Source organism: Terriglobus albidus (genome assembly GCF_008000815.1).
Lineage (GTDB): Bacteria > Acidobacteriota > Terriglobia > Terriglobales > Acidobacteriaceae > Terriglobus > Terriglobus albidus_A.
This window is the reverse complement of record NZ_CP042806.1, coordinates 514,348-538,518: the sequence shown is the minus strand read 5'-3', so window position 1 is coordinate 538,518 and position 24,171 is coordinate 514,348. Positions and strand designations below refer to the sequence as shown.

Genomic DNA, 24,171 nt, shown 5'->3' with positions numbered 1-24,171 from the left:
TGATCGGTACTATACACGCGCGCGATAGATATAGTGCGATGTGGGATGTTCGGCGGAGTCGACCGACCCGCCCTGAAACGCTAGAGCATTTTCCCTGTAGGGGTAGAGTAGGGTTTCCGCATCTATGGGCGTTTTCCGCAATGAAAACGCCGCTGCTCATCCCGTCCGGAATACCCAGTAACAGGGAAAACGCTCTACTCGATCCGAAGAGCTTCTGCGGGATTGATCGAGGCTGCCTCGGCGGGAGGGTTGTAGGAATAAAAGCGCTGAAGGCGCGCTCTATACGCTGCCTGGGGCAACGCCCCAGGCAGCGTGTGCAAGAAAGATGAAGGGCTGAAAGCCCGTTCTATATTTCTAGCGACAGGGATGCCGATACTCTCTAAACAGAGATTGGCCGTCTATACTGACCAGTACTATAGATCGGGCCTTCAGCCCTTATCTCCTCATTGGACGGAAGACCTGAGGCGTTGCCCCAGGCTGGTATAGAGCGCGCCTTCAGCGCTCCACTCGCGGTTTGTTGTGGGACCGCGCCTTCTCATTCATCTTGAATCTTTATGATCAAGGGACTGCAATATGCCCATCCAGATGTGATCAGCCAGGTAATTTCCTGCTCCTCTTGACGAACTAGAGGAAAGGCGTATCTTTGTCCTCTAGAGGAACTAGAGGAGAGATTCGATGTCCGTATCGAAGACAGAGCCAGGCGAGCTAGTCCAGGGAACGCTTGAGATGCTGATTCTCAAGACGCTGGCACTTGAGCCCATGCATGGCTATGGCATCGGGTTGCGCATTGAACAGATGAGTGATGGAGTCTTTCGCGTGAATGCGGGTTCTCTGCTTCCTGCACTGAGCCGCATGGAGCGCAGCGGTTATGTAAAGACCCAGTGGCGCAGTACGGAGAACAGTCGGCGCGCGAAGTTTTACGAGATCACGGCGAAGGGCCGCAAGGCGCTGCAGCAGGAGAAAGAGCAGTGGGGGCGGCGGATCACGGCCATTGCACGCATTCTTGAAGCGTAATTCGGTTCGAAGGATTTTCTATGAGCTGGTTAACGAATCTCGTGATGGGAATCAGGGCACTATTGCAACGGAGCCGCATCGAGCGCGAACTGGATGAGGAGCTGCAGGCTTATACCGAAGCCGCGATCGAGGATAAACGTCAGAAGGGCATGAGCGCGGATGCGGCGCGCCGCGCGGCGATGGCAGAGCTGGGCAGCAGCAGCGTGGTGAAGCACAAGGTCTGGTCGTCGCGGTGGGAGTCGTCTCTCGACAACCTCTTTCAAGACCTTCGTATTGGTCTGCGGTCCTTGATGAGGCAGCCCGGTTTTACCGCCGTGGCCATTCTCTCTCTTGCTCTTGGCATCGGCGCTAATAGTGCGATCTTTACACTGATCGATCAGGTCCTTCTGAGGAAGCTGCCGGTAAAGAATCCTCAACAACTGGTTGCGTTTGGCGATTCGGTATATGGCGGCGTTGCGGGCGGCATCGATCTTGGGGCATTCGGCGGCTACTTCCCTTGGGATTTCTCCCGGCAGTTGGAGATGAATCCCGGGCCATTCCAGGGAATTGCGGCGTATGGAAGTTTTTCGAACAAGACGAGTGTTCGTCTCTCAAGCGTAGCGGGCTCCGGTGCGCCCGCCATGTTTGCCCAGGCGACGCTTGTCTCCGGCAATTACTTTCATCTGCTTGGAGCGCAGCCGTTGCTTGGACGTGGCATTCTGCCTGCTGACGATGCCGTTCCCGGCAGAGGCTCCGTCGTGGTTGTCAGTCATCATTTCTGGCAAAGTGCCCTGTCGTCCGATTCTGCAGTCATCGGCAAGCCACTCACAATCAATGGCATACCGTTCGAGATCGTCGGAGTGATGCCTGAGGCGTTTCATGGATTCCGGCAGGAAGTTGAGCCGACCGATCTTTGGACGCCGATCAGCATGCAAGTTGCAGTACTGCAGCATCCATCGATGCTGGTGCCGCAATCGGGCCAGTACTTCCTGCATCTCTTTGGGCGATTGAGCGAGCAGGCATCGGCAGGTAAAGCAGGAGTTCTTGAAAGCCAGAACTGGCTGAATCAGCAGATCCGTCTCGGCATCCTCGCCAGAGAGGGAGGCGCGATTACTCCGGAGCGCCGCAAGGAGATCGAGCAGGCGAATGTGCCCCTGGTGCCGGCAGCGACCGGAGTGTCCCTGGTCCGCAGTCAGTATGGCGACTCTCTCAAGATTCTGATGGCGGTGGTGGTCGTGGTGCTTCTGATCGCCTGTGCGAACCTCGCTAACTTCCTGCTCGCACGCGGAGCCGCACGGCAGCGCGAAATTGCAACGCGGTTAGCCCTGGGATCCAGCCGCGTGCGTTTGGTCAGGCAGAGTCTTATGGAGGCGATGCTATTGTCGCTCTTCGGTGGCGCCCTGGGGCTAGGTCTGGCCTTCGCGGCAACGCGCGCGTTAATCGCGTTTGTGAGCCAGGGGAGCGAAGAAACCACTATGAGTGCAACGCCGAATATGGCGGTGCTCGGATTTACCTTCGGCGTCTCAATGGCGACAGCACTGTTATTCGGTCTTGCGCCTTCCATGGTTGCAGCGCGCCTGGGGGAGCGCGGGTCGCTCAACACGACTGTACGAACGGTCCAAGGCAACGGGGGGCGAGCTTCACGATTCTGGCCGAAGATGCTGATCACCGCTCAGGTAATGTTGTCGCTGCTTCTTCTGGTGGGAGCCGGTTTGCTGGTGCGTACGTTGCGCAACCTGCAACACCAGAATTTCGGGTTTGAGCGAACGCATCTGTTGCTTGCGACCATCGACGAAAAGCTCGCCGGATATCAGCCCCATCAGACGCCGGTGCTGCATCAGCTTCTCCTCGACCGGCTCTCTGCAATTCCGGGAGTTCGCTCTGCGGCTTTATCAGGGACCCCTCCGATCAGCGAAGGAGTGTGGAGCTCCAACATTTCGCCCGCCGGCTACACACCTGGTCCCAAAGAGAATATGGTCTCCGTGCTGAACCGAGTCTCCGGCAGATACTTCGAGACTGCCGGAATTACGCTCGTCGCGGGACGCTCCATTACCCCCGAAGATACTGCCGGCAGCTTGAAGGTTGCGGTGATCAGCGAATCAATTGCGAAACGCTATTTCCCGAGAGGCGAGGCAGTTGGCCGCATGTTGACATTAGGCATTGATAGCGTGCGAGGCCCATGGCGGATCGTCGGTATCGTACGGAATACGAAATCCGGAAACCCGCGGGAGACGGAACCGGTACGCATGACCTACATCCCTTTGGCGCAGATCGATCCGTATACGCCTGTCTCATCCGGCAGAGAGATAACTCAGCGGGAGGAGAATCAGGATCGCTATGCCTATGCGATTCTGCTTCGAACCACCGCCGATCCGGCAAAGATGGTTGGCGACCTCAGGGCGGCGGTTGCATCGATTGATCCCAACCTGCCGCTGCTGAGAGTTACAACCATTGAAGAACAGGTATCGAACCTGATCGCAAATGATCAGTTGATCTCAACGCTTACGAGCGTCTTTTCCATCCTCGCCTTGCTGCTGGCGGCGATTGGTTTGTATGGAGTGATGAGTTATCACGTCGTTCAACGGACGACAGAGATCGGTGTCCGCATTGCTCTCGGTGCGCAACTGGAGACTGTGCTGTGGATGATTCTGAAGGAGTCGCTCAGCCTGCTGGCCGTAGGTGTGAGTCTCGGATTGCCGCTCACGTTGCTGGCGACCCGAAGCATCCGGAGCCAGCTCTTTGGGCTGAGTGCGGTTGATCCGCTCACGTTCGCGATCGCGATTGCGGTCGTCGCTGGAATGACCGTGTTTGCGACCTGGCTACCGGCGCGGCGGGCAGCCAAAATCGACCCCCTGACGGCCCTTCGATACGAATAGGATCATCCGGCTAATTTTCATATGCTTCGTCCCGGCCGCTTCTCCAGGCAGATATGGGAGGCGTCTTCAACGCTCTCCCATGGGGGCAGGCCTTTTCATCCAACGAACTTAATTCCCTGGAGCCGGTCTTGATTCCCCGGAGTCGGCCTTGGATCGGAGGATGGCGTTGTGGCATGCTTGCTGCGCCCATGGAAGCGAAACTCTGACAGCGGGTGAACGTGGAGTTACGGAGTGGTGTTTTTGGACACTCGGCGTATCTCGCGAAGGTGAATGGCTCGTCTTATGGCGGTGTACGGTAGCGATGGCAGGACGAAGCGATGTCTTGAGGTGTTGGTATATCAAATAGTTACCTATGTGTTTTTCCCGAAAAATAAGGTAACCTGAGAATCCTTTCCGATGAAATGGGTCGTACTGGCTGAACCTCTAAATCCCCGCAGAGCGTATGCAGAGAAAACATAAACTCCCCTTATCTCAATAGGAACGACATGATCAAACTTCTGAAGATGATGCGCGACAATCAGGATCGAATCCTGACTGACTGGCTGAATAGCCTCAAGACGGCCGCACGGCGGCGTGACCTGATAGGCGACGTTGAGGTCAGGGAGCACGCCAGGAAGATTTTGACTCTGATTTCAAATCCGCCTCCGAACACCGTGCTGGAGGACTTTTCGTCCGAAGGCTGGCAGACGGTGCGAGATCAGTTGATGGAGATCTCCATCTCCCGTGTAGCGCACGGCTCCTCTCCTTCTGAGACGGCGCAGTTTTTGCTTTCGCTGAAGCCGGTAATGTTCCAGCTTATCCGGGAACAGTTGACGACCGCGCCGGACGAGTTGTTCCACGAGATTGATGTTACGAACAATTTTGTTGACGCTATGGCGCTCCATATTGCAGAGAGTTATATCCAGAGCCGAGACAAGGTGATTGCGCGCCAGCAGGAGGAGATGCTGGAGCTGTCGACGCCGGTGGTCATGCTGTGGGATGGCATTGTGGCCCTGCCGGTCATCGGAACGCTGGACAGCTCGCGTGCACAGATGGTGATGGAGTCGTTGCTGCAAGCGATTGTGCAGACGAACTCGCGTTTTGCGATTATCGATATCACCGGAGTGCCGACGGTTGATACGTTGGTGGCGCAGCATCTGCTGAAGACGATTACGGCCGCTCGGTTGATGGGCGCTGAGTGCATTCTGAGTGGCATCCGACCGCAGATTGCGCAGACGATCGTGCATCTGGGCATCACCCTGAACGACGTAGTGACGCGTTCCAAGCTGTCGGACGCCTTCCGTCTCGCGCTGGAGCGTAGTGGTCGCACGGTGGTGCAGAAAGCCGGCCACGCGCCGGTCGTCGCTCCTGTCGCCGGGGTGTCGTAATGGAGCGCATTCCGATTCTTCGTATCGGCAGTCTGCTGCTGGTGACGATCCAGGTGGATCTTTATGACGACCTGGCGCTGCAGTTGCAAGACGATCTCTCGACCCGCATTGCGGAGCTGGGGGCTACGGGGGTATTAATCGACATCTCTGCACTGGAGATTGTCGATTCCTTCATTGGACGAACGCTTGCTAATATTGCTGCAATTGCGCGTGTGCTGGATGCGGAGACGGTTGTCGTCGGCATGCAGCCTGCGGTTGCGATCACGCTTGTGGAACTGGGGATGTCATTGCCCGGTATCCGCACAGCCTTAAACGTCGACCTGGGAATGGAGTATTTGCGGCAGGCGGCGACAGGTGGAAACGGTGTCGGAACAGATCATTACGCGGAGTGAGATCCTGCCGATCAGGACTCAGATCGATCTGGTTCACGTGCGGCAGCGGGTGCGAACCTGGCTGTCGGAAGAGCGCTTTACCCTGATCGATCAGACCAAGATCGTGACCGCCGCCAGCGAGCTGGCACGGAATGCGCTGGAACACGGCGGCGGCGGCGAGATGGAGATGTCGCTGCTCGCCGTCGGTGCGCGTAAAGGGATACGGCTTAAGTTCTCCGACCAGGGGCCGGGAATTGCGGACGTCGCCATGGCCTTGAGGGATGGCTACACCACCGCAGGGGGGATGGGACTCGGCCTGAGCGGCAGCAGGCGGCTGATGAGCGAGTTCGATATTCAGTCGTCCCCCGGATCCGGGACGGTCGTGACTGTAACCCGCTGGAAGTAAGCTATGTCCGTGTCACATCAACGGATTCCGATCCTGGTGAATGATCAGAGCTACATTGGTCACGCGCGGCGTCAAGCGGCGGCGATTGCAGAGTCGCTCGCCTTCAGCGAGACCGCGGCCGGGAACCTTGGCATTATCGTCACCGAAGCTGGCCGCAACATCGCGCTGCACGCAGGCAGCGGAGAGATCGTGCTGGCCCCATGGACGATGGATGGGTATGCGGGGGTGGATGTGGTGGCCCTGGACCGCGGCCCTGGAATTGCCGATATCGAGCGGGCTCTGGAAGATGGTTTCTCCACTGCGGGTACTGCCGGAACTGGGCTGGGGGCGATGCGGCGGCTGGCGCAGGAGTTTCAGGTCTATTCCATCCCTCGAGCGGGAACGGTTGTCTTTGCCCGCGTCTTTGCCAGACAGATTACGGATATGACCGCGGTCCGGGGAATCAGCCGTGTAGGCGTCATGAACCTTCCAATGCAGGGAGAGGTGCATTGCGGCGATGCCTGGAAGGTTATCCGCGCGGGGGGGAGAAGCCTTTACATGGTCGCCGATGGCCTGGGGCACGGGAAAGATGCCGCCCTGGCATCCGGCCGTGCGTGCGAGGTGCTGGAGCAGAACCCCGGCCTTCTCCCGGAAGATCTTCTGGGTGAGATGCATCGGGCATTGCGAAAGACACGGGGAGCAGCGGTTTCGATCGCAACGCTCGATGGTCAGCGGACTCTGCACTATGCCGGTGCGGGCAATATTTCGGGAGTGCTTCATGCCGGCAGATCCCATCAGAATCTTGTCTCGATGAACGGAACGGTGGGGCATACGGTGAATCGCGTACGTGAGTTCCTGTATACATGGGAAGGAGAGGCGACTCTCATTCTGTCTTCCGACGGTCTTAGCTCCCGCTGGGCACTAGAGCAATATCCAGGTCTGCTCGGAAAACACCCTGCCCTGATTGCCGCGGTGCTCTATCGCGATCATTGCAGGGGCCGTGATGATGTCACGGTCCTGGTTGTACGTATTTGACCTGTATGGAAAATAGTCAGCGGCTACCTATTTATGCCATCCCCCTGCGCTATGACCGCAACGTGATGCACGCGCGGCAGTATGCCCGCGATGTCGCAGCACTTCTGGGTTTCAGCTATCAGGAGCAGGTGCGGTTGGCGACCGCAACCTCTGAGCTGTCGCGGAATGCCTTTCGCTATGCCGGGGGAGGAACGGTCACGTTTCTGCTGACCAGGCGTCAGCCGCAGATCCTGATGGTGGTCGTGGAAGACAATGGCCCCGGAATTCCGAATCTTGATGAGATTCTGGCCGGCCGCTATCAGTCGATGACGGGCCTGGGCAAAGGGATTACAGGAACGAAGAACCTGATGGACCACTTCCGAATCACTTCATCGCCTTCTGGCACCGTGGCGGAGGCAGGCAAGCTGCTGCCCGGCGTACAGCCGTTTTACGATGAGGCCGCGGTGCTGAAGATCGCCGGAGAATTGATCCGCAAGAGTGTTGCCGATCCTTTCCAGGAGCTGGAACGGCAGAACCAGGAGCTGTTGCGTGCACTTGCGGAAGTCCGTGAGAAGCAGGCGCAGTTTGTCGAGCTGAATCGCAAGCTGGAAGAGCTTTCACTGCAGGACCCATTGACCGGTGTCGCCAACAGGCGTTCCTTCGACCGTGGACTCGATCGTGAGTGGAGCGGCGCCATGCGTACACAGCAGCCGCTGGCGTTGTTGATGATCGATGTCGACTTCTTCAAGCTATTGAACGACCGGCACGGGCACCGCTATGGAGATGAGGCCCTGGTGCTACTGGCGGGGGCACTGCAAAAGGCACTGCCGCGCAGCAGCGATCTGGTTGCTCGTTATGGCGGAGAGGAGTTTGCCGCAGTGCTGCCGTTCACCAGTGCAAGCGAGGTTGCTGAGGTAGCCGCTAGAATGCATGCGGAAGTCGAAGCACAAAAGATCGCGCATGAAACTCCAATCAGATCTACCGTAACCATCAGTATCGGCGCGGCGGTCTGTGAGCCTCCGTACGATGAGTCGATTGCACGGCTTGGATACGGCGTACTGGTAGAAGCCGCCGACCAGGCGCTTTATCTGGCGAAGGACAAAGGCCGTAACCGGACGGAGTTCGGTGAGATCATCGCTCCGGCGTGAGGTTTCCTAGTGTTCTGAATCTAAAGTTAACGACATAGATTCTGAAGAGCGTTGCCATCCGAAGCGCTGAAAAAGCAGGTCCTTCGCTACGCTCAGGATGACAACGTTGAAGACAAGAGACCAGGGATTCGACAAAATGATTGTCGAATCCCTTTTACTTTCAGACGAGCTTCCTTTCCCTGGGGCTAACAAGCAGGTCTTCGATACGGAGGGGCAGGTTTCTGACACGAATGCCCGTGGCGTGGTGCACGGCGTTGGTGATGGCCGCGGCAATGCCAGCCAGGCCGATCTCGCCGACTCCGCGGGCACCGAGCGGGTTGAGGTTGAAGTCCGGGTAGTCGAGAAAGGTAACGTCGATGGCGGGGCAGTCGGCGTTGACGGCAACGATGTAGTCGGCCAGGCTCGCGTTGATAGGAGCTCCGGAACGCTGATCGTACTCCGTCGCCTCCAGCATGGCCATGCCGACGCCCATTACTACCGCGCCTTCGATCTGGTTGCGTGCAGCGCGAGGATTCACCATGCGGCCTGCATCGATGACAGTGACAACGCGGCTTACGCGCAGCCGTGCGATCTCCGGTTGCCAGGTGACCTCGGCGAACTGTGCGCCGTAGCTATGGAAGGAGAATTTTTGATTGGGGTCGCCGAAGAGACCCGTGGATTTTCCGGTAGCGCTGACGGAGCGGACGTTGGCCGCCTTGAGGATTTCGCCGAAAGGAAGTGCGCCTGAGGTCTGGCCTTTCATGCGGACAACGCCGTCGACGAATTCGAGCTCGTCAGCGCTCTTGCCTTTGAAGGGGCAGCCATCGGTTTTGGTAGCAAGCAAGAGCAGCTGCTTGCTCGCCTGCTGTGCGGCCTGCAAGGCGGCAGGAACAACAGACGCAGTCGCCCAGGAGCCGCCACTGATTGGTCCCGGAGGAAGTCCGGAGTCGCCCATAACGACATCGGTCCGCTGCAACGGAATTCCGGTCTCGTGAGAGACCATCTGCGCAACAGCCGTGTAGGTGCCGCCGCCGATGTCCTGCGTGCCGCAGGTGACGCGTGCGGTGCCATCCTGCCGCAGTTCGACGTTAACCTCGGCATCAGTGCGGGTGGCAATCCAGGTGCATGCGGCGACGCCCCAGCCGAGAGTTCTTCCCTCCGCATCTTTCATTAAGCCAATGGCGGGATTGCGCTTTGCCCAGCCAAACTTCTCCGCGCCCACGGTGAGGCATTCCTTCAGGTGACGTGAAGAGAAGGGCTGTCCGGTGCTTTCGTCCTTCTCCGGTTCATTGAGAAGGCGAAGCTGTACGGGATCGATGTCGAGCTTGATGGCGAGCTCGTCCATGGCGGATTCGAATGCGTATAGACCGGGTACTGCGCCGGGGCCTCGCATGGAGGTAGGTGTGCCAACGTTACGGCGGACCAGGCCGGAGGTGGCCAGAACATTAGGGCAGGAGTACATGAAGCCGGTGGATTCGGCGCAGCCCTCGTCGTAGTCGTCGAGCATGGAGGTGTGATTGACGTAATCGTGTCGGATTGCGAGCAGCTTGCCCGATTTATCTGCGGCGAGCTGAACACGCTGGTCGATCGTGGGGCGATGGCCAACGCTCTGGAACATCATTGAGCGGCTGACGACGAGCTTTACCGGACGATTGAGGTTGCGTGCACTTGCTGCGGCAAGCATCGCATGCGGCCAGGGCCACAGCTTTCCTCCGAAACCGGAGCCGAGGAAGCGGGTAATGACCTGTACGTTCTCCGGAGGAACGCCGAGCATGGCGGCCATGACGTCGCGATGATTCACGACGGCTTGCGAGGTCTCGTAGAGAGTGAACTTACCGTCCTTGTAGACCGCTACGGAGGCGTGCAGCTCGATGGGATTATGCGTCTCGGCTGGAGTGGAGTAGACGGCATCATGTTTGTAGGTTGCGCCCGCGAGAGCTGCTGCGGCGTCGCCGCGCTTAGTCACTTCTTTCGGTTTGCCCGCGACTGTGGGGGTGTCGAGAAGTTTGTCGTTGGTGTTGTGCGGCGTCTTGGCATAGGTCACCTTCACCGCCTCGGCTGCGGCGCGTGCCTGTTCCACCGTATGTGCGACGGCAACGGCGACGTACTGGCCATAGTAGGAGACGGTCTCGTCTTCGAGCGGAGGACGCCGCTCATCCAGGATCATGCTGAAACCGGCCGACGGCGGCGTGCGATAGAGAGGACCGATGTTCTTGTGCGTGTAGATGGCGAGCACGCCGGGCATCTTCTCGGCGGCGGAGGCGTCGATGCCGCTGATGGTTCCGCTGGCGATGGTCGCGGTGACCGGCCATGCATAGACCAGACCGGGAAAGTGATGGTCAGAGGAGTACATGGCCGCGCCGGTGGTCTTCAGCGGTCCATCAATGCGCGGCGTAGGTACACCGACGATCTTGCTCTCAGTAACGGGCTGTGGCTTCTGCTGTTCCATCGGGGTTCCTCCTTATGCCTGGCGGGTGACTTCGGCGAGTGCGTGGGTGAGGCAGCGCTTCGCAAGTTCGACCTTGAAGCCGTTCTGCGACTGCGGGCGGGCTCCGTGCAGCGCGGCTTCTGCCGCGGCACGGAAGTTGGCTGGTGTTGCCACCTTGCCCTGCAGTGCTCTTTCGGCCTCGAGGCTGCGCCAGGGCACTGTGCCAACACCGCCCATGGCTACGCGAACGAAGTCGATACGGCCATTGCTCTGTTTGACAACAACGGCAGCGGAGGCGAGTGCAAACTCGTAGGAGGTGCGGTCACGAAGTTTGAGATAGTAGCTCTTCGCGCCTGCAGGCAGGGAGGGGATGGAGATGTGCGTGACGAGATCGCCGGGCTCGAGCACGGTCTCGCGTTCGGGAGTGTTGCCGGGCAGCAGGTAAAACTGCGCGATGGGGATGGTGCGTTCTCCCTTTGCTCCGGTGACGTGGATGGTAGCTTCGAGCGCAGCGAGAGCCACGTTCTGGTCAGAGGGGTTGGAGGCGATGCACTGATCGCTGGTTCCCAGGATAGCCATCATGCGGTTGTGTCCGCCGATGGCGGAGCAGCCGGTGCCGGGCTGGCGCTTATTGCAGCCATAGGCCGTGTCGCGGTAGTAGACGCAGCGTGTCTTCTGCAGAAGATTGCCGGCGGTGGTGGCCATATTGCGGAGCTGGGTAGAGGCTCCGCTGAGGATAGCGAGTGAGAGTACCGGGAACTGTGCCTTCACGGAGTCGTGATAGGCAACGTCGGTGTTACGAGCGAGCGCGCCGATCTTAAGACCCCCATTGGCGGCGGGTTCGATGGCGGTGAGATTGAGTCCGTTGATATCGACGAGCTTTGCTGGAGTCTCGACGTTCAGCTTCATGTAGTCGACGAGGTTGGTGCCACCGGCAATGTAACGGACAGACGCGCCTTGTTGTGCGGTGGAGGCAGAGGACTGGGCTTTGACCGCGTCCTGAATGCTATCGACAGAGATGAGATCGAAAGGCTGCATGGCCAGGTTCCTCCTTAGGCGTGACGACGGACGGACTGCACGGCAGCGACAATGTTGGGGTAAGCGCCGCAGCGGCAGATGTTGCCGCTGAGTGCTTCCTTCACGTCGGTGTCGGTATCGCCCCAGGGTTCATGCAACATGGCGACGGCAGACATGATCTGTCCGCTGGTGCAGTAGCCGCATTGATAGCCATCGTGCTCGACGAACGCGGCCTGCATGGGATGCATCTTTTGCGGCGTGCCCAGGCCCTCGATGGTGGTGATCTCAGCCTTCTGGTGCATGGCGGCGAGTAAGAGACAGCTATTAGCGCGGCGGCCGTCGACGTGGACCGTGCATGCGCCGCACTGACCGTGGTCGCAGCCTTTCTTGGTGCCGGTCAGGTGCAGGGTCTCGCGCAGGGTGTCGAGCACGGTAGCGCGAGGGTCGATACGGAGCTGATGGGTTTCGCCGTTTACCTTGAGGGTGATGGGAATGGTTCCTGGTGTTTCGGGCATGGCGGCGGGGTCCCCCTGCGGCTGAGGCCGCTCGGGTTCCGCAGATGCGACTACGGGAGCAACGGTTGCCGCCGCGGTGGCAACACCCATGGCGCCCGCGCGCGAGAGGAAAGAACGCCGGCTAAGTTTTTCAAGCGAGGTAAGGGGTTTGGATGCGTCATCAGTGTGCTCTGCCATCTTGTTCCTCCCTGGATTGCGATCATCTGGATGGATTCCGCGAACGTATGCTGCACGCCGAGGGAACAGCAGCGACGATGAGAGCCTCTGCGATGGAAGCCCTTCTGAACACCGACGACGTACGCGGAAAACCTTGAGCTGCATCCGGATAGATGCAGCTAAGTCTCCCAACGATTGAGGCTACGCCAGAAAAAGCAGAGAACGGTATCCCGATCCTGCCGTTTCTTTGCCTATTTCTCCGGGGAGGGAGCCATGGTGGATGGCGATGGTGCTTACTCGTAGCGCAACGCCTCCATGGGGCTGACGCGAGAGGCGCGGCGGGCGGGTAGCCAGGCTGCAGGCAGAGCGATGGCGAGCAGGGCAACAATGGCCAGCACCAGGCTGAGTGGTTCGGTTGGCTTCAGGCCGTAGAGCAGGCTCTGCACAAGCTGGTTGGTGGCGAGGGTGAGCGCGCCTCCCAGGGCGATGCCGGAGACAACGAGCAGGACGATCTCGCGCATGATCATCCAGCCGACGCTTGCGCGTGCGGCGCCGAGGGCCATGCGGATGCCGATCTCGTTCGTGCGGCGGCTCACCAGATAGCTCATCAGGCCGTAGATGCCGATTGCGGAGAGAAAGACGGCGAGCAGGGCGAAGAAGGTTGAAAGCTGCGCAACAAGAGTCTGGTTGGTGATGCTGCGTTCGATTACGCGGTCGAGCGTGGTCACGCGGTTAATGGTGAGGCCACGGTTTATGGAGTGAATAGTGTTCTGCACATCTTTGGAGACCGTATTGAAGTCGCCGGTGTAGCGGACGGCGAGCGTGCCATAACCCCACGGATGCTGCGGATTGGGAACGTAGTCGATGTACTGGCGGTGCTCCTGCAGATTGCCGAATTTCACGTCTTTCACCACGCCAACGACTTCGACGTCGTTCCTGGGGTCGGGATCTTTTCCGATGTAGATGTGCCGGCCGATGGGATTGACGCCGGCGGGAAAGAGATCGCGAACCATGCTCTCGCTGAGGATGATGACCTTCTGTGAGGTTGCCGTGTCCTGAGGGCCAAAGATACGGCCGGCGAGCAGAGGAATCTGCATGGTATTGAAGTAGCCGTTGCTAATGACGTTGTGTTTGATGTTGACGGCATCGTTGTAGGCCGTTCCTGGGATATTGATGGAGGTGTTCCAACTGCCCTGATGGAAGGTGAAGGCGGCAAAGCCGGCGCCGTGCACTCCTGGCATGGCAACGACGCGATCTTCGATCTGCGAGAACATGGCAATCATGCGCGGGTCTGCGCCTTTGAGGCCGAGGACCGAGGAATCCATGTTGACGAGCATTACGCCATTGCGGGGGAAGCCGGTGTCGACATGCGTGAGGTTAACAAGGGAACGCAGGAAGAGAACGGAGGCGACAGCCAGCACGAAGGAGATAGAGACCTGCGCGACGATGAGCACTTTGCCAAGGACATTACGCGTTGCGGCATTGGTGCTGCTGCGGCCATCTTTGAGAGCTCCGGTCACCTCGACTTGTGAGGCACGCAACGCCGGCACGAGGCCGAAGAGCACCGCCGTTCCAACGGTGATGGCAACCGAGAAGCCGAGCAGCGGCAGGTTGAGCGAGACATCGATCGGAATGAGGTCAGCGTCGGGACCACCGGAGATCATGCGCAGCAGTATGCGGTCGGCGGCGACAGCAAAGGCGATCCCAAGCAGGCCTCCGATAAGTGCGAGGATGAGGCTTTCGGTGAGGAGCTGACGAACCAGGCGAAGGCGCTGTGCTCCGAGCGCCTGGCGCACTGCAAACTCGCGTGCGCGTGCGGTGGATCGTGCCAGAAGCAGATTGGCGATATTGGCGCACGCGATCAGCAGTACCAGGGCAGTAACACCCATGAGGAGCTTCAACGGGTCAGAGAACTGATGACGCAGGCCGGCGGTACCGGTTGCGATCGAAGTGATCGCAACATGAGCCTGCTGCAGGTGTGACAGGTTGTAGTCATTGAGTCGCGCATCGGGGAAGCCGCGGGTGATCTGCTGATACAGGACATTAATCTCAGCTTCCGCCTGCGCGTGCGTGACCCCGGATTTCAGGCGGCCGAAGATGTGATTGGACTGGTAGAAGTTGTCTTTATAGCCGTTGTAGTGAGCAGGCAGTGAGTTCATCATTGCCATCGGTATCCAGAGGTCGGGTGCGTGGCCGACGGTGATGCCGAAGAATCCTGGAGGAGCGACGCCGATGATAGTGAAGGTGGTATCGGCGAATTTGACGGTGTGATTGAGGACGTCAGGCGCTCCGGTAAGTGCGGTCTGCCAGAAGGCGTAGCTGATAACCGCGACGGGATGTGCACCTTCGGTGGTGTCATCGTCGGCGGTGAAGAGCCGGCCAACGGCGGGTTCTACGCCGAGAGTGGAGAAGAAGGTTCCGGAGACGAGGTCGGGGGAGATGATCTCCATCTGGTCGCGGTGATCGATGGTGCCGTGCGCTTCACCGTTGAAGCTGAGGACCGTCGCGACTTCGGAAAAGACGGCGTTCTTGCTGCGGAGCTGCGAGAAGAAGGGATAGGAATAGAGAGTGGTGGAGCCGTACCGATCGGTGACGCCATCTTCATCACCATCGCCCAGGATGACGAGCTGTCCTGGAGCTTTGACGGGCAGCGAGCGCAGCACGATGGCATCGAGAAAGCTGAAGATGGCGGTGTTGGCGCCGATGCCGAGTGCGAGCGAGAGCAGGGCGACGCAGGTGAGGCCGGGTGAGCGCAGCATGGAACGAAGTCCATAGAGCGTGTCCTGCACGAAGGATTCCAGCCAGTTCCATCCCCACGCGGCGAAACTTCTTTCACGCAGAACAGCGTTGTTGCCAAAACGGCGGCGGGCTTCACGATGCGCCTGCCCGGGAGAGAGACCGGCGGCAACCTGCTGCTGCTCCCGGAGTTCGAGGTGGAGACGCATCTCCTCTTCGAGGTCGGCGTTAAAGCGAGAGCGATGGAAGAGCATACTGAGGCGGCGGAGAAGCTGGCGCATGGTGTGGTCTCCTTGGTGAAGCAGAGGCGATCAGGCAGGCTGCAGCACGGCGGTGATCGCGCCGTAGATGCGGTGAAAGTGCGAGAGCCCAGCAGCGAGTTGTTTGCGTCCTGCTGCGGTCAGCCGGTAGTAGCGCGCGCGGCGATTGCCGGCTGTCGTGCCCCACTCGGCGGAGACCCAGCCCTGCACCAGAAGGCGTTGCAATGCGGGATACAGGGAACCCTCTTCTACCTGCAGCACATCGCCGGAGGTATGCAGGATGGACTCGGCGATCTCGTAGCCATGCATCTCGCCGTGGCGCGAAAGAGTGTTGAGGATCAGGAGGGAGAGGGAGCCGGGCGGAATATCGTTGGGCTTCACAGAAATGCTCCTTACTGCCATAGACAAACTATGGCAGTAAGGATGGCTGACATAGGCAGCCTATGTCAACCTATTTCCAGGCAAAGCATTCGAGCGAAGCTCGAATCGGTGGGAGCCGTGGGCTTCAGTCCCCTGGCATTTCTTGAAAAGACAAAGGCCCGGGGCTGAAGCCCGTTATTTTTTACACTCTTATCAGCGGGCTGAAGCCCGCTTCTCCCACCCGTTTAGCCAGTCATTGCGATTACGTCAGAACTGGTGCACCAGTTTGTTCTGCACTTACAGCACGAAAGTCTTCGACCAGCGATTCGAGGCAATCGAGTGCGGTATCCCAGGCAAACATGAAGCGTGCTCCGCCGCCGATGAAGGTGTAGAACTTCCAGTCTCTGGCGCGCAGCGCATCGGCGATGGCGGAAGGCATCTTGACGAAGACGCCATTTGCCTCGACCGGGAACATGAGCTCGATGTTCGGCAGGCCGGCGATCTTCTCTGCAAATGTCCTGGCGCAGGTGTTGGCATGTGCCGCGCGATGCAGCCAGGCCCCGGTTTCGAGCATGCGGACCCAGGGAGCGGCGAGGAAGCGCATCTTGGAGGCGAGCTGTCCTGCCTGTTTGCAGCGATAGTCGAAGTCTTGTGAGAGCGCGCGATCGAAGAAGATCACGGCCTCGCCGACGGCCATGCCGTTCTTGGTGCCGCCGAAGCAGAGAACATCGACACCGGCCTCCCAGGTCATGGCCGCGGGTGTGCAGCCGAGCGTCGCACACGCATTGGCGAAGCGCGCTCCATCCATGTGGAGACGAAGGCCGAGCTCGCGGCATGTGGCAGCGATGGCGCGGATCTCGTCGAGGGTGTAGACGAGGCCGGTCTCGGTGGGTTGCGTGATGGTGACGACGCGCGGCTTGGGGTAGTGAATGTCGGTGCGTCGTGATGCGATCAGGCGGATCGCTTCGGGACTAAGTTTGCCGTTCGATGAGGGAGCGACAAGAAGCTTGGCGCCGTTCGAGAAAAACTCGGGGGCGCCGCACTCGTCGGTCTCCACGTGCGCCAGCTCCGAACAGATGACGCTGTGATAGCTCTGGCTCAGAGCAGCAAGCGCGAGGGAGTTGGCTGCTGTTCCATTGAAGGCGAAGAAGACATCGCAGTCGGTGCTGAAGAGTGTGCGGAAGGCGTCCGCCGCCTGTGCCGTCCAGGAGTCTGCACCGTAGGCGCTTTCGTGTCCGATGTTGGCTTCGGCCATGGCGGCCCATGCTTCAGGACAGATTCCGGCGTAGTTATCACTGGCGAACTGCTGTTTTGGTGCACACATGCGTATTGAACCCTTTCTTACTGGTCCATCAAAAGAAAATCACGGATGTGCGGCTTTTCCCGAAGTTGCCGGACAGGCCACATCTCCCAGATGGGACGCCACCTTGCTCGGGGCAGGTTGGCGTTGAGCAGTGAGCTCAACTCTTGATGTCGTCTTTCATCATAAACGGTGTGTGGGTCGGGGGCAATTGGATGTAATGGTTCGCTTCAACCGATCGAGCGCTGAAACCAGAGAGCGAAGGTTCTTGCCTTTGTGCTTGTCAGCCGGCCCGAGGGATAAACGATCCAAAGATCGATCTGCGGCAGCTCCCAATCGGTAAGGATAGGAACCACCTCGCCCGAGGCGATCTCGGGTTGGAACATCCAGCGGGAGGCGATGGTGAAGCCCTGGCCGGAGATGACCGCGGCGCGTACCCCTTCGGCCGCGTTTAGCGCGAGCCTTCCCTGGATGCGCACGCGAAGACTGGAGGAGTAACGCGTGAACAGCCACTCCTCGCCACCGGTGCCGTGGTTGTAGATCACGGCCTCATGCCTGCGCAGATCGGATGGCCGAGAGGGGATGCCTCTGCGACGCAAGTAGTCAGGGCTGGCCAATACCAGGCGCTCTCCGCTGGCGATCTTTTTGGCCTTGAGCGCGGAGTCGGCAAGTACGCCCATGCGAATGGCTATGTCGATGTTTTCTGCCAGCAGATCGATCGGCCGGTCATCCATCACGACTTCGAGATCGAGTTTGGGATTGGCTTCGAGGAACTCGTTGAGCCTGGGAACAAGATGCAGCCGGGCGAAGGTTACGGGCGCATAAACGCGAAGCCGTCCGGATAATCCTTTGCCCGCGCTCTGCGCTGCGGCCTCCGCTTCGTTTGCCTCTGCGAGAGCGCGAAAAGCACGTTCATAAAATGCTTTGCCGGCCTCGGTCGGAGTCAGGCGGCGGGTGGAGCGCGCCAGAAGGCGGATGCCAAGCCGGGTTTCGAGCGAGGTGATGCTCTTTGAGATGGCCGGCTGGCCGATCTTGAAATCGCGTGCGGCGGCGGAAAACGACCCCGTCTCGACAACGCGTACAAACACTTCCATCTCCCGCAGGCGGCTCATATTTATTCCAATCCGGAATAGATGATATTGCCTGGAGCGGTCTATTCGCGAGATTGGCGGCTCCACTAGATTCATCCGTGGAGCCCATTTTCCTAAAGGAATCAAAGAGCTATGAGCAGCCCTTCCTCACAACAGCCTGAAGAGTACGACCTGGTGATCATTGGAAGCGGCGCCGGAGCGAAGCTTTCCGCGTGGACATTTGCAAGCCGTGGCCAACGGGTTGCGGTCGTCGAGAGGAAGTACGTCGGCGGAGCGTGCCCGAACATTGCCTGCCTCCCCAGTAAGAACATCATCCACACGGCACAGGTGGTCGAGTATGCGCGGAGAGGCGAAGAGTTTGGCATCCGCATGCGCGAGATGGAAGTCGACATGCCGGCGGTGAGGGAACGCAAGCGTCGCATGGTCGCCGGCCTGGTGGAAACCCATCAAGACCTCTATCACCAGAGCGGAGCCGAGCTGATCATGGGGACTGCCCGCTTTATCGGACCAAAGACAGTCGAGGCAACACTACCGGACGGAAGCACGCGGGTCCTGACAGGGACGAATGTCATTATCGGTACCGGGACACATGCTGCGGTCGACAAGACTCCAGGGCTTGCGGAAGCACAGCCACTGACCCATGTCGAAGCTCTGGAGCTTGACCATGTGCCGGAGCGGCTAATCGTCCTTGGAGGAGGATATGTAGGCCTCGAGTTCGCACAGGCCATGCGGCGGTTTGGCAGCAAGGTGACGGTGATCGACCGTAACAGCCGAATACTCCATCGCGAGGACGTGGATGTGACCGAGGCGATCCACAGCATTCTTCGCGATGAGGGGATCGAGTTTGCTCTCGGGACGCCGATTCAAAAGGTGACGGGAGTCTCCGGACAAACGGTAAAGATCTTTCTCCATCGACCGGACGGCGAAGCAGTGGTGGAGGGTACGCATCTGTTAGTTGCCACGGGAAGAGTTCCTAACACGCAGGGACTCGGGCTCGAAGCAGCCGGTGTACAGCTCGCGAAGAGCGGCTACATCCAGGTAAACGAACGGCTGCAGACAACGGCTCCGGGTGTATGGGCTGTGGGTGAGATCGCGGGAAGTCCGCAGTTTACCCATGTCAGTGAAGACGATTTCCGGGTGGTGAAAGATAACCTCGACGGAGGCAATGCTGTTACGACGGGAAGGCTGGTTCCATTCTGCCTCTTCACCGATCCGGAGTTTGCGCGCATTGGTCTCAGTGAGACTGAAGCGAAGGCTAGGGAGATACGCTATCGCCTCTTCCGGGCGCCGATGGCGGCGGTGCTGCGTGCAAGAGCGTTGATGGAGACCAAAGGATTCATGAAGGCTCTGGTCGGGGACGACGATCGCATCCTGGGCTTCTCCGGACTGGGTACAGGTGCAGGAGAGGTGATGTCGGCGGTTCAGATTGCGATGCTGGCCGGCCTGCCGTATACCGCGCTTCGCGATGCGATGCTGGCGCATCCCACTCTTGTCGAGGGCGTGCACTCGCTTTTCGAGTCAGAGCCCACTGTTCCGGCCCGCTGATCATCTGCTGTCCTGTCATGGATTCGCAACAGTTGCCACGCTTTCAGGTTACGGCGCTGCCGCCTGACGCATCGATCGCGGAGGCATGGAGAACTCACTGGCGGGAATACTTGATGGAGGCAACGCAGACCGGAGTACTGCTGTTCTGCATTGGACTGTTTGCAGCGCTGCTCTATAGCGGAGCTGCATTCCAATTGCCACAGGCCATGCGACCGTTTGCGATGGGTGCGGGCGTTTCCGTGGCGACCATCTTGCTGATCCGTTCCCGGTTCGGCCGGCGAACAGGTGCGCATCTCAATCCGGCGGTGACCCTGGCGTATTCCTATCTGCGCCGTGTGCACCGCTGGGACGCCGCTTTCTATGTGGTATGCCAGTTTCTCGGTGCGGTATCAGGGATGTGGCTGGCACGTAGCGTGCTGGGTGATCGGCTTGCGTACCCACCCGTCTGTTATGCAGTGACAACGCCGGGAAGCGAAGGCGAGGTCATTGCCTTTCTTGCGGAGTGGAGCTTGTCGGCACTGTTGATGAGCATCGTTCTCTTCACGGCGAATCATAAGACCTTGGTTCGGTACGCTCCATTCGCGGTGGGTTTGCTGACGATCTTCTACTACGGCTTCTGCGCGTCACTCTCGGGGTTCAGCGTGAACCCGGCACGGTCGTTTGCATCGGCAGTTTTCGCGTGGATCTGGCATGGATTGTGGATTTATCTCGTAGCCCCGGTGGGTGGTGCGTTAAGCGCGGCGGCGTTGTATGCCAGATGGATGGGAAGGGACCACGTCTACTGCGCCAAGGTCTTTCATGACACCCGGTCGACGTGTCCGTTCCGCTGCAGCTTTTTGGAACTGCATGGTGAAGATAGCGAGAGCGGAGGATGACGCCGAACTGATGGTAGATTGGGTTCCGAGCAAAGGTGGCTCTTTCTAATGAATTGGAGAATCGCTGGAGCGGGTTTATTGCTCGCAATACCCTGCATGTTGCACGCACAGACGGTTACGCCGCAAACAGACCGCGGGCTCAAAACTCCGCAGCCGGCAAAGCCTCTTTCAGGTGACCGGCCGCAGGCGATCGCTGATGGACGGCAGCTTGAGACACCGAACTCCGGTGACGTGGTGGCGGTGCTGGATGCGCTGCCGGACCATGCCATCGTGCCGCCGAAGAAACCACGGCGCATTCTTGTCTATGCCTATGCCGACGGCTGGGTGCACTCTTCCATTCCGCTGGCGGCACGCATGGTGGAGGAGATGGGCAAGAAGACCGGTGCATGGACCACGACCATCACCTACAACCCGGTCGACATCACGTCTGAGAACCTGGCGTACTTCGACTGCATCTTCCTGGACCAGACAACCGGCGCATTCCTTGATGACAAGAAAGACCCTGCAGTGACAGAGGCCCGCCGCAAGGCGTTGCTGGATTTTGTGCGTAGCGGGAAGGGAATTGTCGGCGTGCATGCCGCGTCGGACTCGTATCACGGCCATGCAGAGGGAGAGGCCGGTGCTCCGGCGAAACTGATCGGGACATGGCCGGAGTGGAATAAGGCGATTGGCGGATTCTTCAAGTTCCACTGGCTGTATCCACAGATGGTGACGGTGAAGATTGACGATCCGAAAAGTCCGCTGACGGCGATGTTCCACGGCAAAGAGTTCGCTATCCACGACGAGATCTATACCTATGCACAGGACTCGTTTTCGCGGAAGAACGTGCACGTGCTGACCAGCATCGACTACACCAAAATGAGCGATGCGGATAAGGCGAAGGAGCCGGCGGCAACGAAGCGTACGGATGGGGATTATGCGTTGAGCTGGATTCGGCGCGAGGGGAAAGGCCGCGTGTTCTATGAGGCACTGGGCCACAATGAGCATGTGTACGCCATGCCGGCCTATCTGCAACATATGCTGGCGGGAATCCAGTATGCGCTGGGAGACCTGGAGGCGGATGACCGCCCAAGCGTAGCGAAGTAAAACTGGCCATATCGCCATCTCGATTCCCGCGTCTAAACAGCACACCATGATCTGAGTGTGTCGATCATCTGTTGTATGCAGACTCTTCGGGCCATCTCGGTCGCTTTGCTATTGTGTAGTGCCCGTTTGTTGCGTGGCCAGGAGCCTGCGGATCCGCCTGGGATCGAGCTGCCTATGCTCGGAAATCCCTCTCGCGAGACGGTCGTATTTTTTACCGTTACCGATGACAAAGACAAAGTTGTCGCGAACCTGCAGCCGCAAGATTTCGTATTTACGGATCAGGGCAAACGTCCGGAACGGCTCATCCGCTTTACGCGCCACACTAATTTCCCTCTTTACCTCGGCCTCGTGGTGGAAGCATCAAGTCTTTCACCACAGGCTCGAGGAGTAGAAGAGAAGGCTGCCGCCGCTTTTTTCGGAGATACTCTCAAACGGCTGGATGGAGCGTTCGTCGCCGGTTTAAATCTCCCCCTATCCGAAGACGACGGCTTTACCCGCAACATGGATTCGCTTCTGAACCACATCCACAATATTCCTACAGGTAATTCTGGTTTGTTTGATGTTCTCTATGAGAACTGCCGAGAGCGCATGCTCAATCGGCCTCGCCTGTATCGCCATGCCATCGTCCTCGTTTCAGACGGCAACGACCATGGAAGCAAGAACCCGATGAGCGACGCCATCCAGATGTGCCAGCGTGCTGAAACGACGGTGTATAGCATCCGTGCGCGCGTCGACGCGAGCGGCGAGGCAGGAGACGAAGTACTGCGCACGATCTCGACGGAGACTGGCGGAAGGCCCTTCTTTCCCACCAGACCTCGAGAGATTGCCCATGCATTCACTGAAATTAAAGAAGAGCTGGAGAGCCAGTACTCGCTCGAGTATGTCCCGGCCAATCTTGAAGGAGACGGCCGGTTTCGTACGATCCATCTGGAAGCGATCAATCACCGATATCACGTACGAACACGCAAAGGATACTTCTCCCAGGTCTTTCAGAGAGATCAACCGTATGTTATCCGCTGAAAAGACAATTCGTCCTTAGCCTGGGGGCCAGCGCATGGCGCGGCCGCCGAGGATGTGCAGGTGCAGATGGCCGACGGTCTGGCCGCCATCGGGGCCGGTGTTGATGACGGTACGGAAGCCATTTGTAAGGCCGAGCTGTGCGGCGATGGCAGGTGCGGCGCAGATCAACTCCGCCATGGTTCCCGCATCTTCACTGCAAATGGCTGCGAGTGAGTTGATATGGCGGCGCGGGAGCAGAAGGACGTGCGTGGGCGCCTTGGGGTCGATGTCGTGGAAGGCGAGAAGGTTCCCGTCTTCGTAGACCTTCTTGGCGGGAATCTCGCCGGCGACGATTTTGCAGAAAAGACAATCGGAAGCCATGCATGAGATTGTAATGGGCTCGCGCGGAGAGGACTTTGGGCCTGATTTCGTGGCCAACTGTTAAAAGTTGAAAGTTAAAAGTTGAAGAGGTACAGCATGGGTGCCGTCGAGAGCGTTGCCCCACCTGAACCGGGCACCACATTTGTGGCCGTAGCAGAACGTGAAAAAGCCCGGCCATTGGGCCGGGCCTTATTCGCTGCTTTTACTTTCGTTTACTTCGATTCGTTCTTGAAGACCTGTTCGGCGAAGTAGTTTCTTACCTTGGCTTCGTCGCGCAGCATCTCGAAGTACGCATTCTTCAGGAGCTGGGAGCGGCCGTCTTTCAACTGCTGCCGGATGGCCTGCTGGACGGCAGGATCGTTCAGGTTGCGCTGGCCGGCGGGTTCGCGGGAGACCAGCTTGAAGATGGCGTAGCCGATCACGCGCTTCGATCCAGGACCTTCGGGGACCGGGATGATGTCGGTTACCTTGCCGGGCGTCAACTTCGAGATGGCGCTGAAGAGGTCAACGTCAGAACGGAGCTGCGACTCGGTGAAGAAGCCCATGTCGCCGCCATTCGGTGCTGTCTGTGGGCTTTCGGAAAAGTTCATCGCCAATGTACCGAAGTCCTCGCCGGAGTCGAGGCGGTTCTTCAGGGCCTGGATCTTCTTCTTGGCCTCAGTATCGTTAGCGGCCTTGCTGGCCTGCAGGTTCGAGACCTGCTGCGGCTGCTGGGCGGGCTGCGAAGTCACGATGATCTGCGCCAGGTGATAGTTGGTCTCCACCAGGTTGAACTCGGCCTTGTGCAGGTTGTAGTAGCTGGAGACATCGCCGTCGGAGACGGTAATGCGCGAGTTGATCTCTTTATTCAGCAGCTTCTCGGAGGTGAGGGAGCGGCGGACATCGCGCTTCAGGTCATCCAGTGTCAGGCCGGAATCCTTGAGGTGCTGATTGAATTGCTCTTCGCTGACCGGCGCCTTCATCTCGGCAACTTTCGCATCCACCTCTTCATTGGTGGCGGTCAGGTTCATCTTGGCCGCGCGCTGCTGAAAGATCTCCTCGTCGATCAGGCCGCGGAGAACGTTCAGGCGCATGGAGTCGGCCTGTTCCTGCGAGGGCGTCTGCTGCGAGTCGCCGAGCTGGCCCTTGTAATACTTCTCCAGCTCAGCCTTCGCGATCGGTTTGCCGTTGACGGTGGCGACGACATCGGCCGCCGGCTGACGATTGCAGCCAACAGCGACGAACGTGAGCAGAAGCATTCCGGCGAGCGTATGTTGCGTGGTAAGACGTGGCACGTTAGACCTTGATCT

General features: G+C 58.9%; 20 protein-coding genes and 1 riboswitch. Of the genes, 11 read left to right on the top strand and 9 right to left on the bottom strand.

Translation table 11 applies throughout. The features are described from left to right. The first annotated feature begins 675 nt into the window (after window positions 1-675). From FTW19_RS02190 to FTW19_RS02160, 7 genes are all read left to right on the top strand, one after another. A complete protein-coding gene (locus FTW19_RS02190) occupies window positions 676-1,014 on the top strand; it encodes a PadR family transcriptional regulator (protein WP_147646112.1) in 339 nt (112 codons plus the stop codon). Between the two features lie 20 nt (window positions 1,015-1,034). Then, window positions 1,035-3,869, top strand: a complete 2,835-nt coding sequence (locus tag FTW19_RS02185; RefSeq protein WP_147646111.1) for an ABC transporter permease — start codon at window positions 1,035-1,037, stop codon at window positions 3,867-3,869. 485 nt (window positions 3,870-4,354) lie between these two features. Next, the gene (locus FTW19_RS02180; protein WP_147646110.1) at window positions 4,355-5,236 is read left to right on the top strand and encodes an STAS domain-containing protein; all 882 of its coding nucleotides are present in this window, start codon (window positions 4,355-4,357) and stop codon (window positions 5,234-5,236) included. Then, window positions 5,236-5,628: an STAS domain-containing protein gene (locus tag FTW19_RS02175; protein ID WP_147646109.1), complete on the top strand. Its 393-nt coding sequence runs from the start codon at window positions 5,236-5,238 to the stop codon at window positions 5,626-5,628. Before FTW19_RS02180 ends, FTW19_RS02175 begins: the two co-directional genes overlap by 1 nt. After that, window positions 5,600-6,013, top strand: a complete 414-nt coding sequence (locus FTW19_RS02170; RefSeq protein ID WP_246153535.1) for an anti-sigma regulatory factor — start codon at window positions 5,600-5,602, stop codon at window positions 6,011-6,013. Before FTW19_RS02175 ends, FTW19_RS02170 begins: the two co-directional genes overlap by 29 nt. A 3-nt stretch (window positions 6,014-6,016) precedes the next feature. After that, complete coding sequence (locus FTW19_RS02165) at window positions 6,017-7,027, top strand: ATP-binding SpoIIE family protein phosphatase (RefSeq protein ID WP_147646108.1); 1,011 nt, start codon at window positions 6,017-6,019, stop codon at window positions 7,025-7,027. A gap of 5 nt (window positions 7,028-7,032) precedes the next feature. Beyond that, on the top strand, window positions 7,033-8,154 hold the full coding sequence (locus tag FTW19_RS02160; RefSeq protein WP_147646107.1) for a GGDEF domain-containing protein: 1,122 nt from the start codon (window positions 7,033-7,035) through the stop codon (window positions 8,152-8,154). A gap of 160 nt (window positions 8,155-8,314) precedes the next feature. Here FTW19_RS02160 and FTW19_RS02155 read toward each other — a convergent pair whose 3' ends face one another. The 7 genes from FTW19_RS02155 to FTW19_RS02125 form a co-directional block, all read right to left on the bottom strand. Further along, window positions 8,315-10,582, bottom strand: coding sequence for a xanthine dehydrogenase family protein molybdopterin-binding subunit (locus FTW19_RS02155; RefSeq protein ID WP_147646106.1), 2,268 nt, complete (start codon window positions 10,580-10,582; stop codon window positions 8,315-8,317). Between the two features lie 12 nt (window positions 10,583-10,594). Continuing rightward, complete coding sequence (locus FTW19_RS02150) at window positions 10,595-11,599, bottom strand: FAD binding domain-containing protein (protein ID WP_147646105.1); 1,005 nt, start codon at window positions 11,597-11,599, stop codon at window positions 10,595-10,597. Between the two features lie 14 nt (window positions 11,600-11,613). Next, a complete protein-coding gene (locus FTW19_RS02145; protein WP_147646104.1) occupies window positions 11,614-12,270 on the bottom strand; it encodes a (2Fe-2S)-binding protein in 657 nt (218 codons plus the stop codon). 272 nt (window positions 12,271-12,542) lie between these two features. Further along, window positions 12,543-15,266, bottom strand: coding sequence for an ABC transporter permease (locus FTW19_RS02140; protein ID WP_147646103.1), 2,724 nt, complete (start codon window positions 15,264-15,266; stop codon window positions 12,543-12,545). A 30-nt stretch (window positions 15,267-15,296) separates the two neighbouring features. Beyond that, window positions 15,297-15,647: a PadR family transcriptional regulator gene (locus FTW19_RS02135; RefSeq protein WP_147646102.1), complete on the bottom strand. Its 351-nt coding sequence runs from the start codon at window positions 15,645-15,647 to the stop codon at window positions 15,297-15,299. Window positions 15,648-15,867: 220 nt separating this feature from the next. Next, window positions 15,868-16,929 (bottom strand): low specificity L-threonine aldolase, encoded by a 1,062-nt coding sequence (locus FTW19_RS02130; RefSeq protein ID WP_147646101.1) that lies wholly within the window; start codon window positions 16,927-16,929, stop codon window positions 15,868-15,870. Window positions 16,930-16,980: 51 nt separating this feature from the next. After that, window positions 16,981-17,084, bottom strand: a riboswitch (SAM-I-IV-variant riboswitch). 51 nt (window positions 17,085-17,135) lie between these two features. Further along, window positions 17,136-18,017, bottom strand: coding sequence for a LysR family transcriptional regulator (locus FTW19_RS02125; RefSeq protein WP_187143213.1), 882 nt, complete (start codon window positions 18,015-18,017; stop codon window positions 17,136-17,138). 111 nt (window positions 18,018-18,128) lie between these two features. Between FTW19_RS02125 and FTW19_RS02120 the strand changes: the two genes are divergently transcribed. The 4 genes from FTW19_RS02120 (at window position 18,129) to FTW19_RS02105 (ending at window position 22,522) form a co-directional block, all read left to right on the top strand. Continuing rightward, window positions 18,129-19,541, top strand: a complete 1,413-nt coding sequence (locus tag FTW19_RS02120) for a dihydrolipoyl dehydrogenase family protein (RefSeq protein ID WP_147646100.1) — start codon at window positions 18,129-18,131, stop codon at window positions 19,539-19,541. 32 nt (window positions 19,542-19,573) lie between these two features. Then, a complete protein-coding gene (locus FTW19_RS02115) occupies window positions 19,574-20,416 on the top strand; it encodes an MIP/aquaporin family protein (protein WP_187143212.1) in 843 nt (280 codons plus the stop codon). Between the two features lie 96 nt (window positions 20,417-20,512). After that, window positions 20,513-21,502 (top strand): ThuA domain-containing protein, encoded by a 990-nt coding sequence (locus FTW19_RS02110; RefSeq protein WP_246153533.1) that lies wholly within the window; start codon window positions 20,513-20,515, stop codon window positions 21,500-21,502. Window positions 21,503-21,577: 75 nt separating this feature from the next. Next, window positions 21,578-22,522: a VWA domain-containing protein gene (locus tag FTW19_RS02105; RefSeq protein WP_147646097.1), complete on the top strand. Its 945-nt coding sequence runs from the start codon at window positions 21,578-21,580 to the stop codon at window positions 22,520-22,522. 15 nt (window positions 22,523-22,537) lie between these two features. Here the strand turns inward: FTW19_RS02105 and FTW19_RS02100 are convergent, their stop codons facing one another. After that, on the bottom strand, window positions 22,538-22,882 hold the full coding sequence (locus FTW19_RS02100) for a histidine triad nucleotide-binding protein (RefSeq protein WP_147646096.1): 345 nt from the start codon (window positions 22,880-22,882) through the stop codon (window positions 22,538-22,540). 212 nt (window positions 22,883-23,094) lie between these two features. Then, window positions 23,095-24,156 (bottom strand): SurA N-terminal domain-containing protein, encoded by a 1,062-nt coding sequence (locus tag FTW19_RS02095; protein ID WP_246153532.1) that lies wholly within the window; start codon window positions 24,154-24,156, stop codon window positions 23,095-23,097. Window positions 24,157-24,171: the final 15 nt, after the last annotated feature.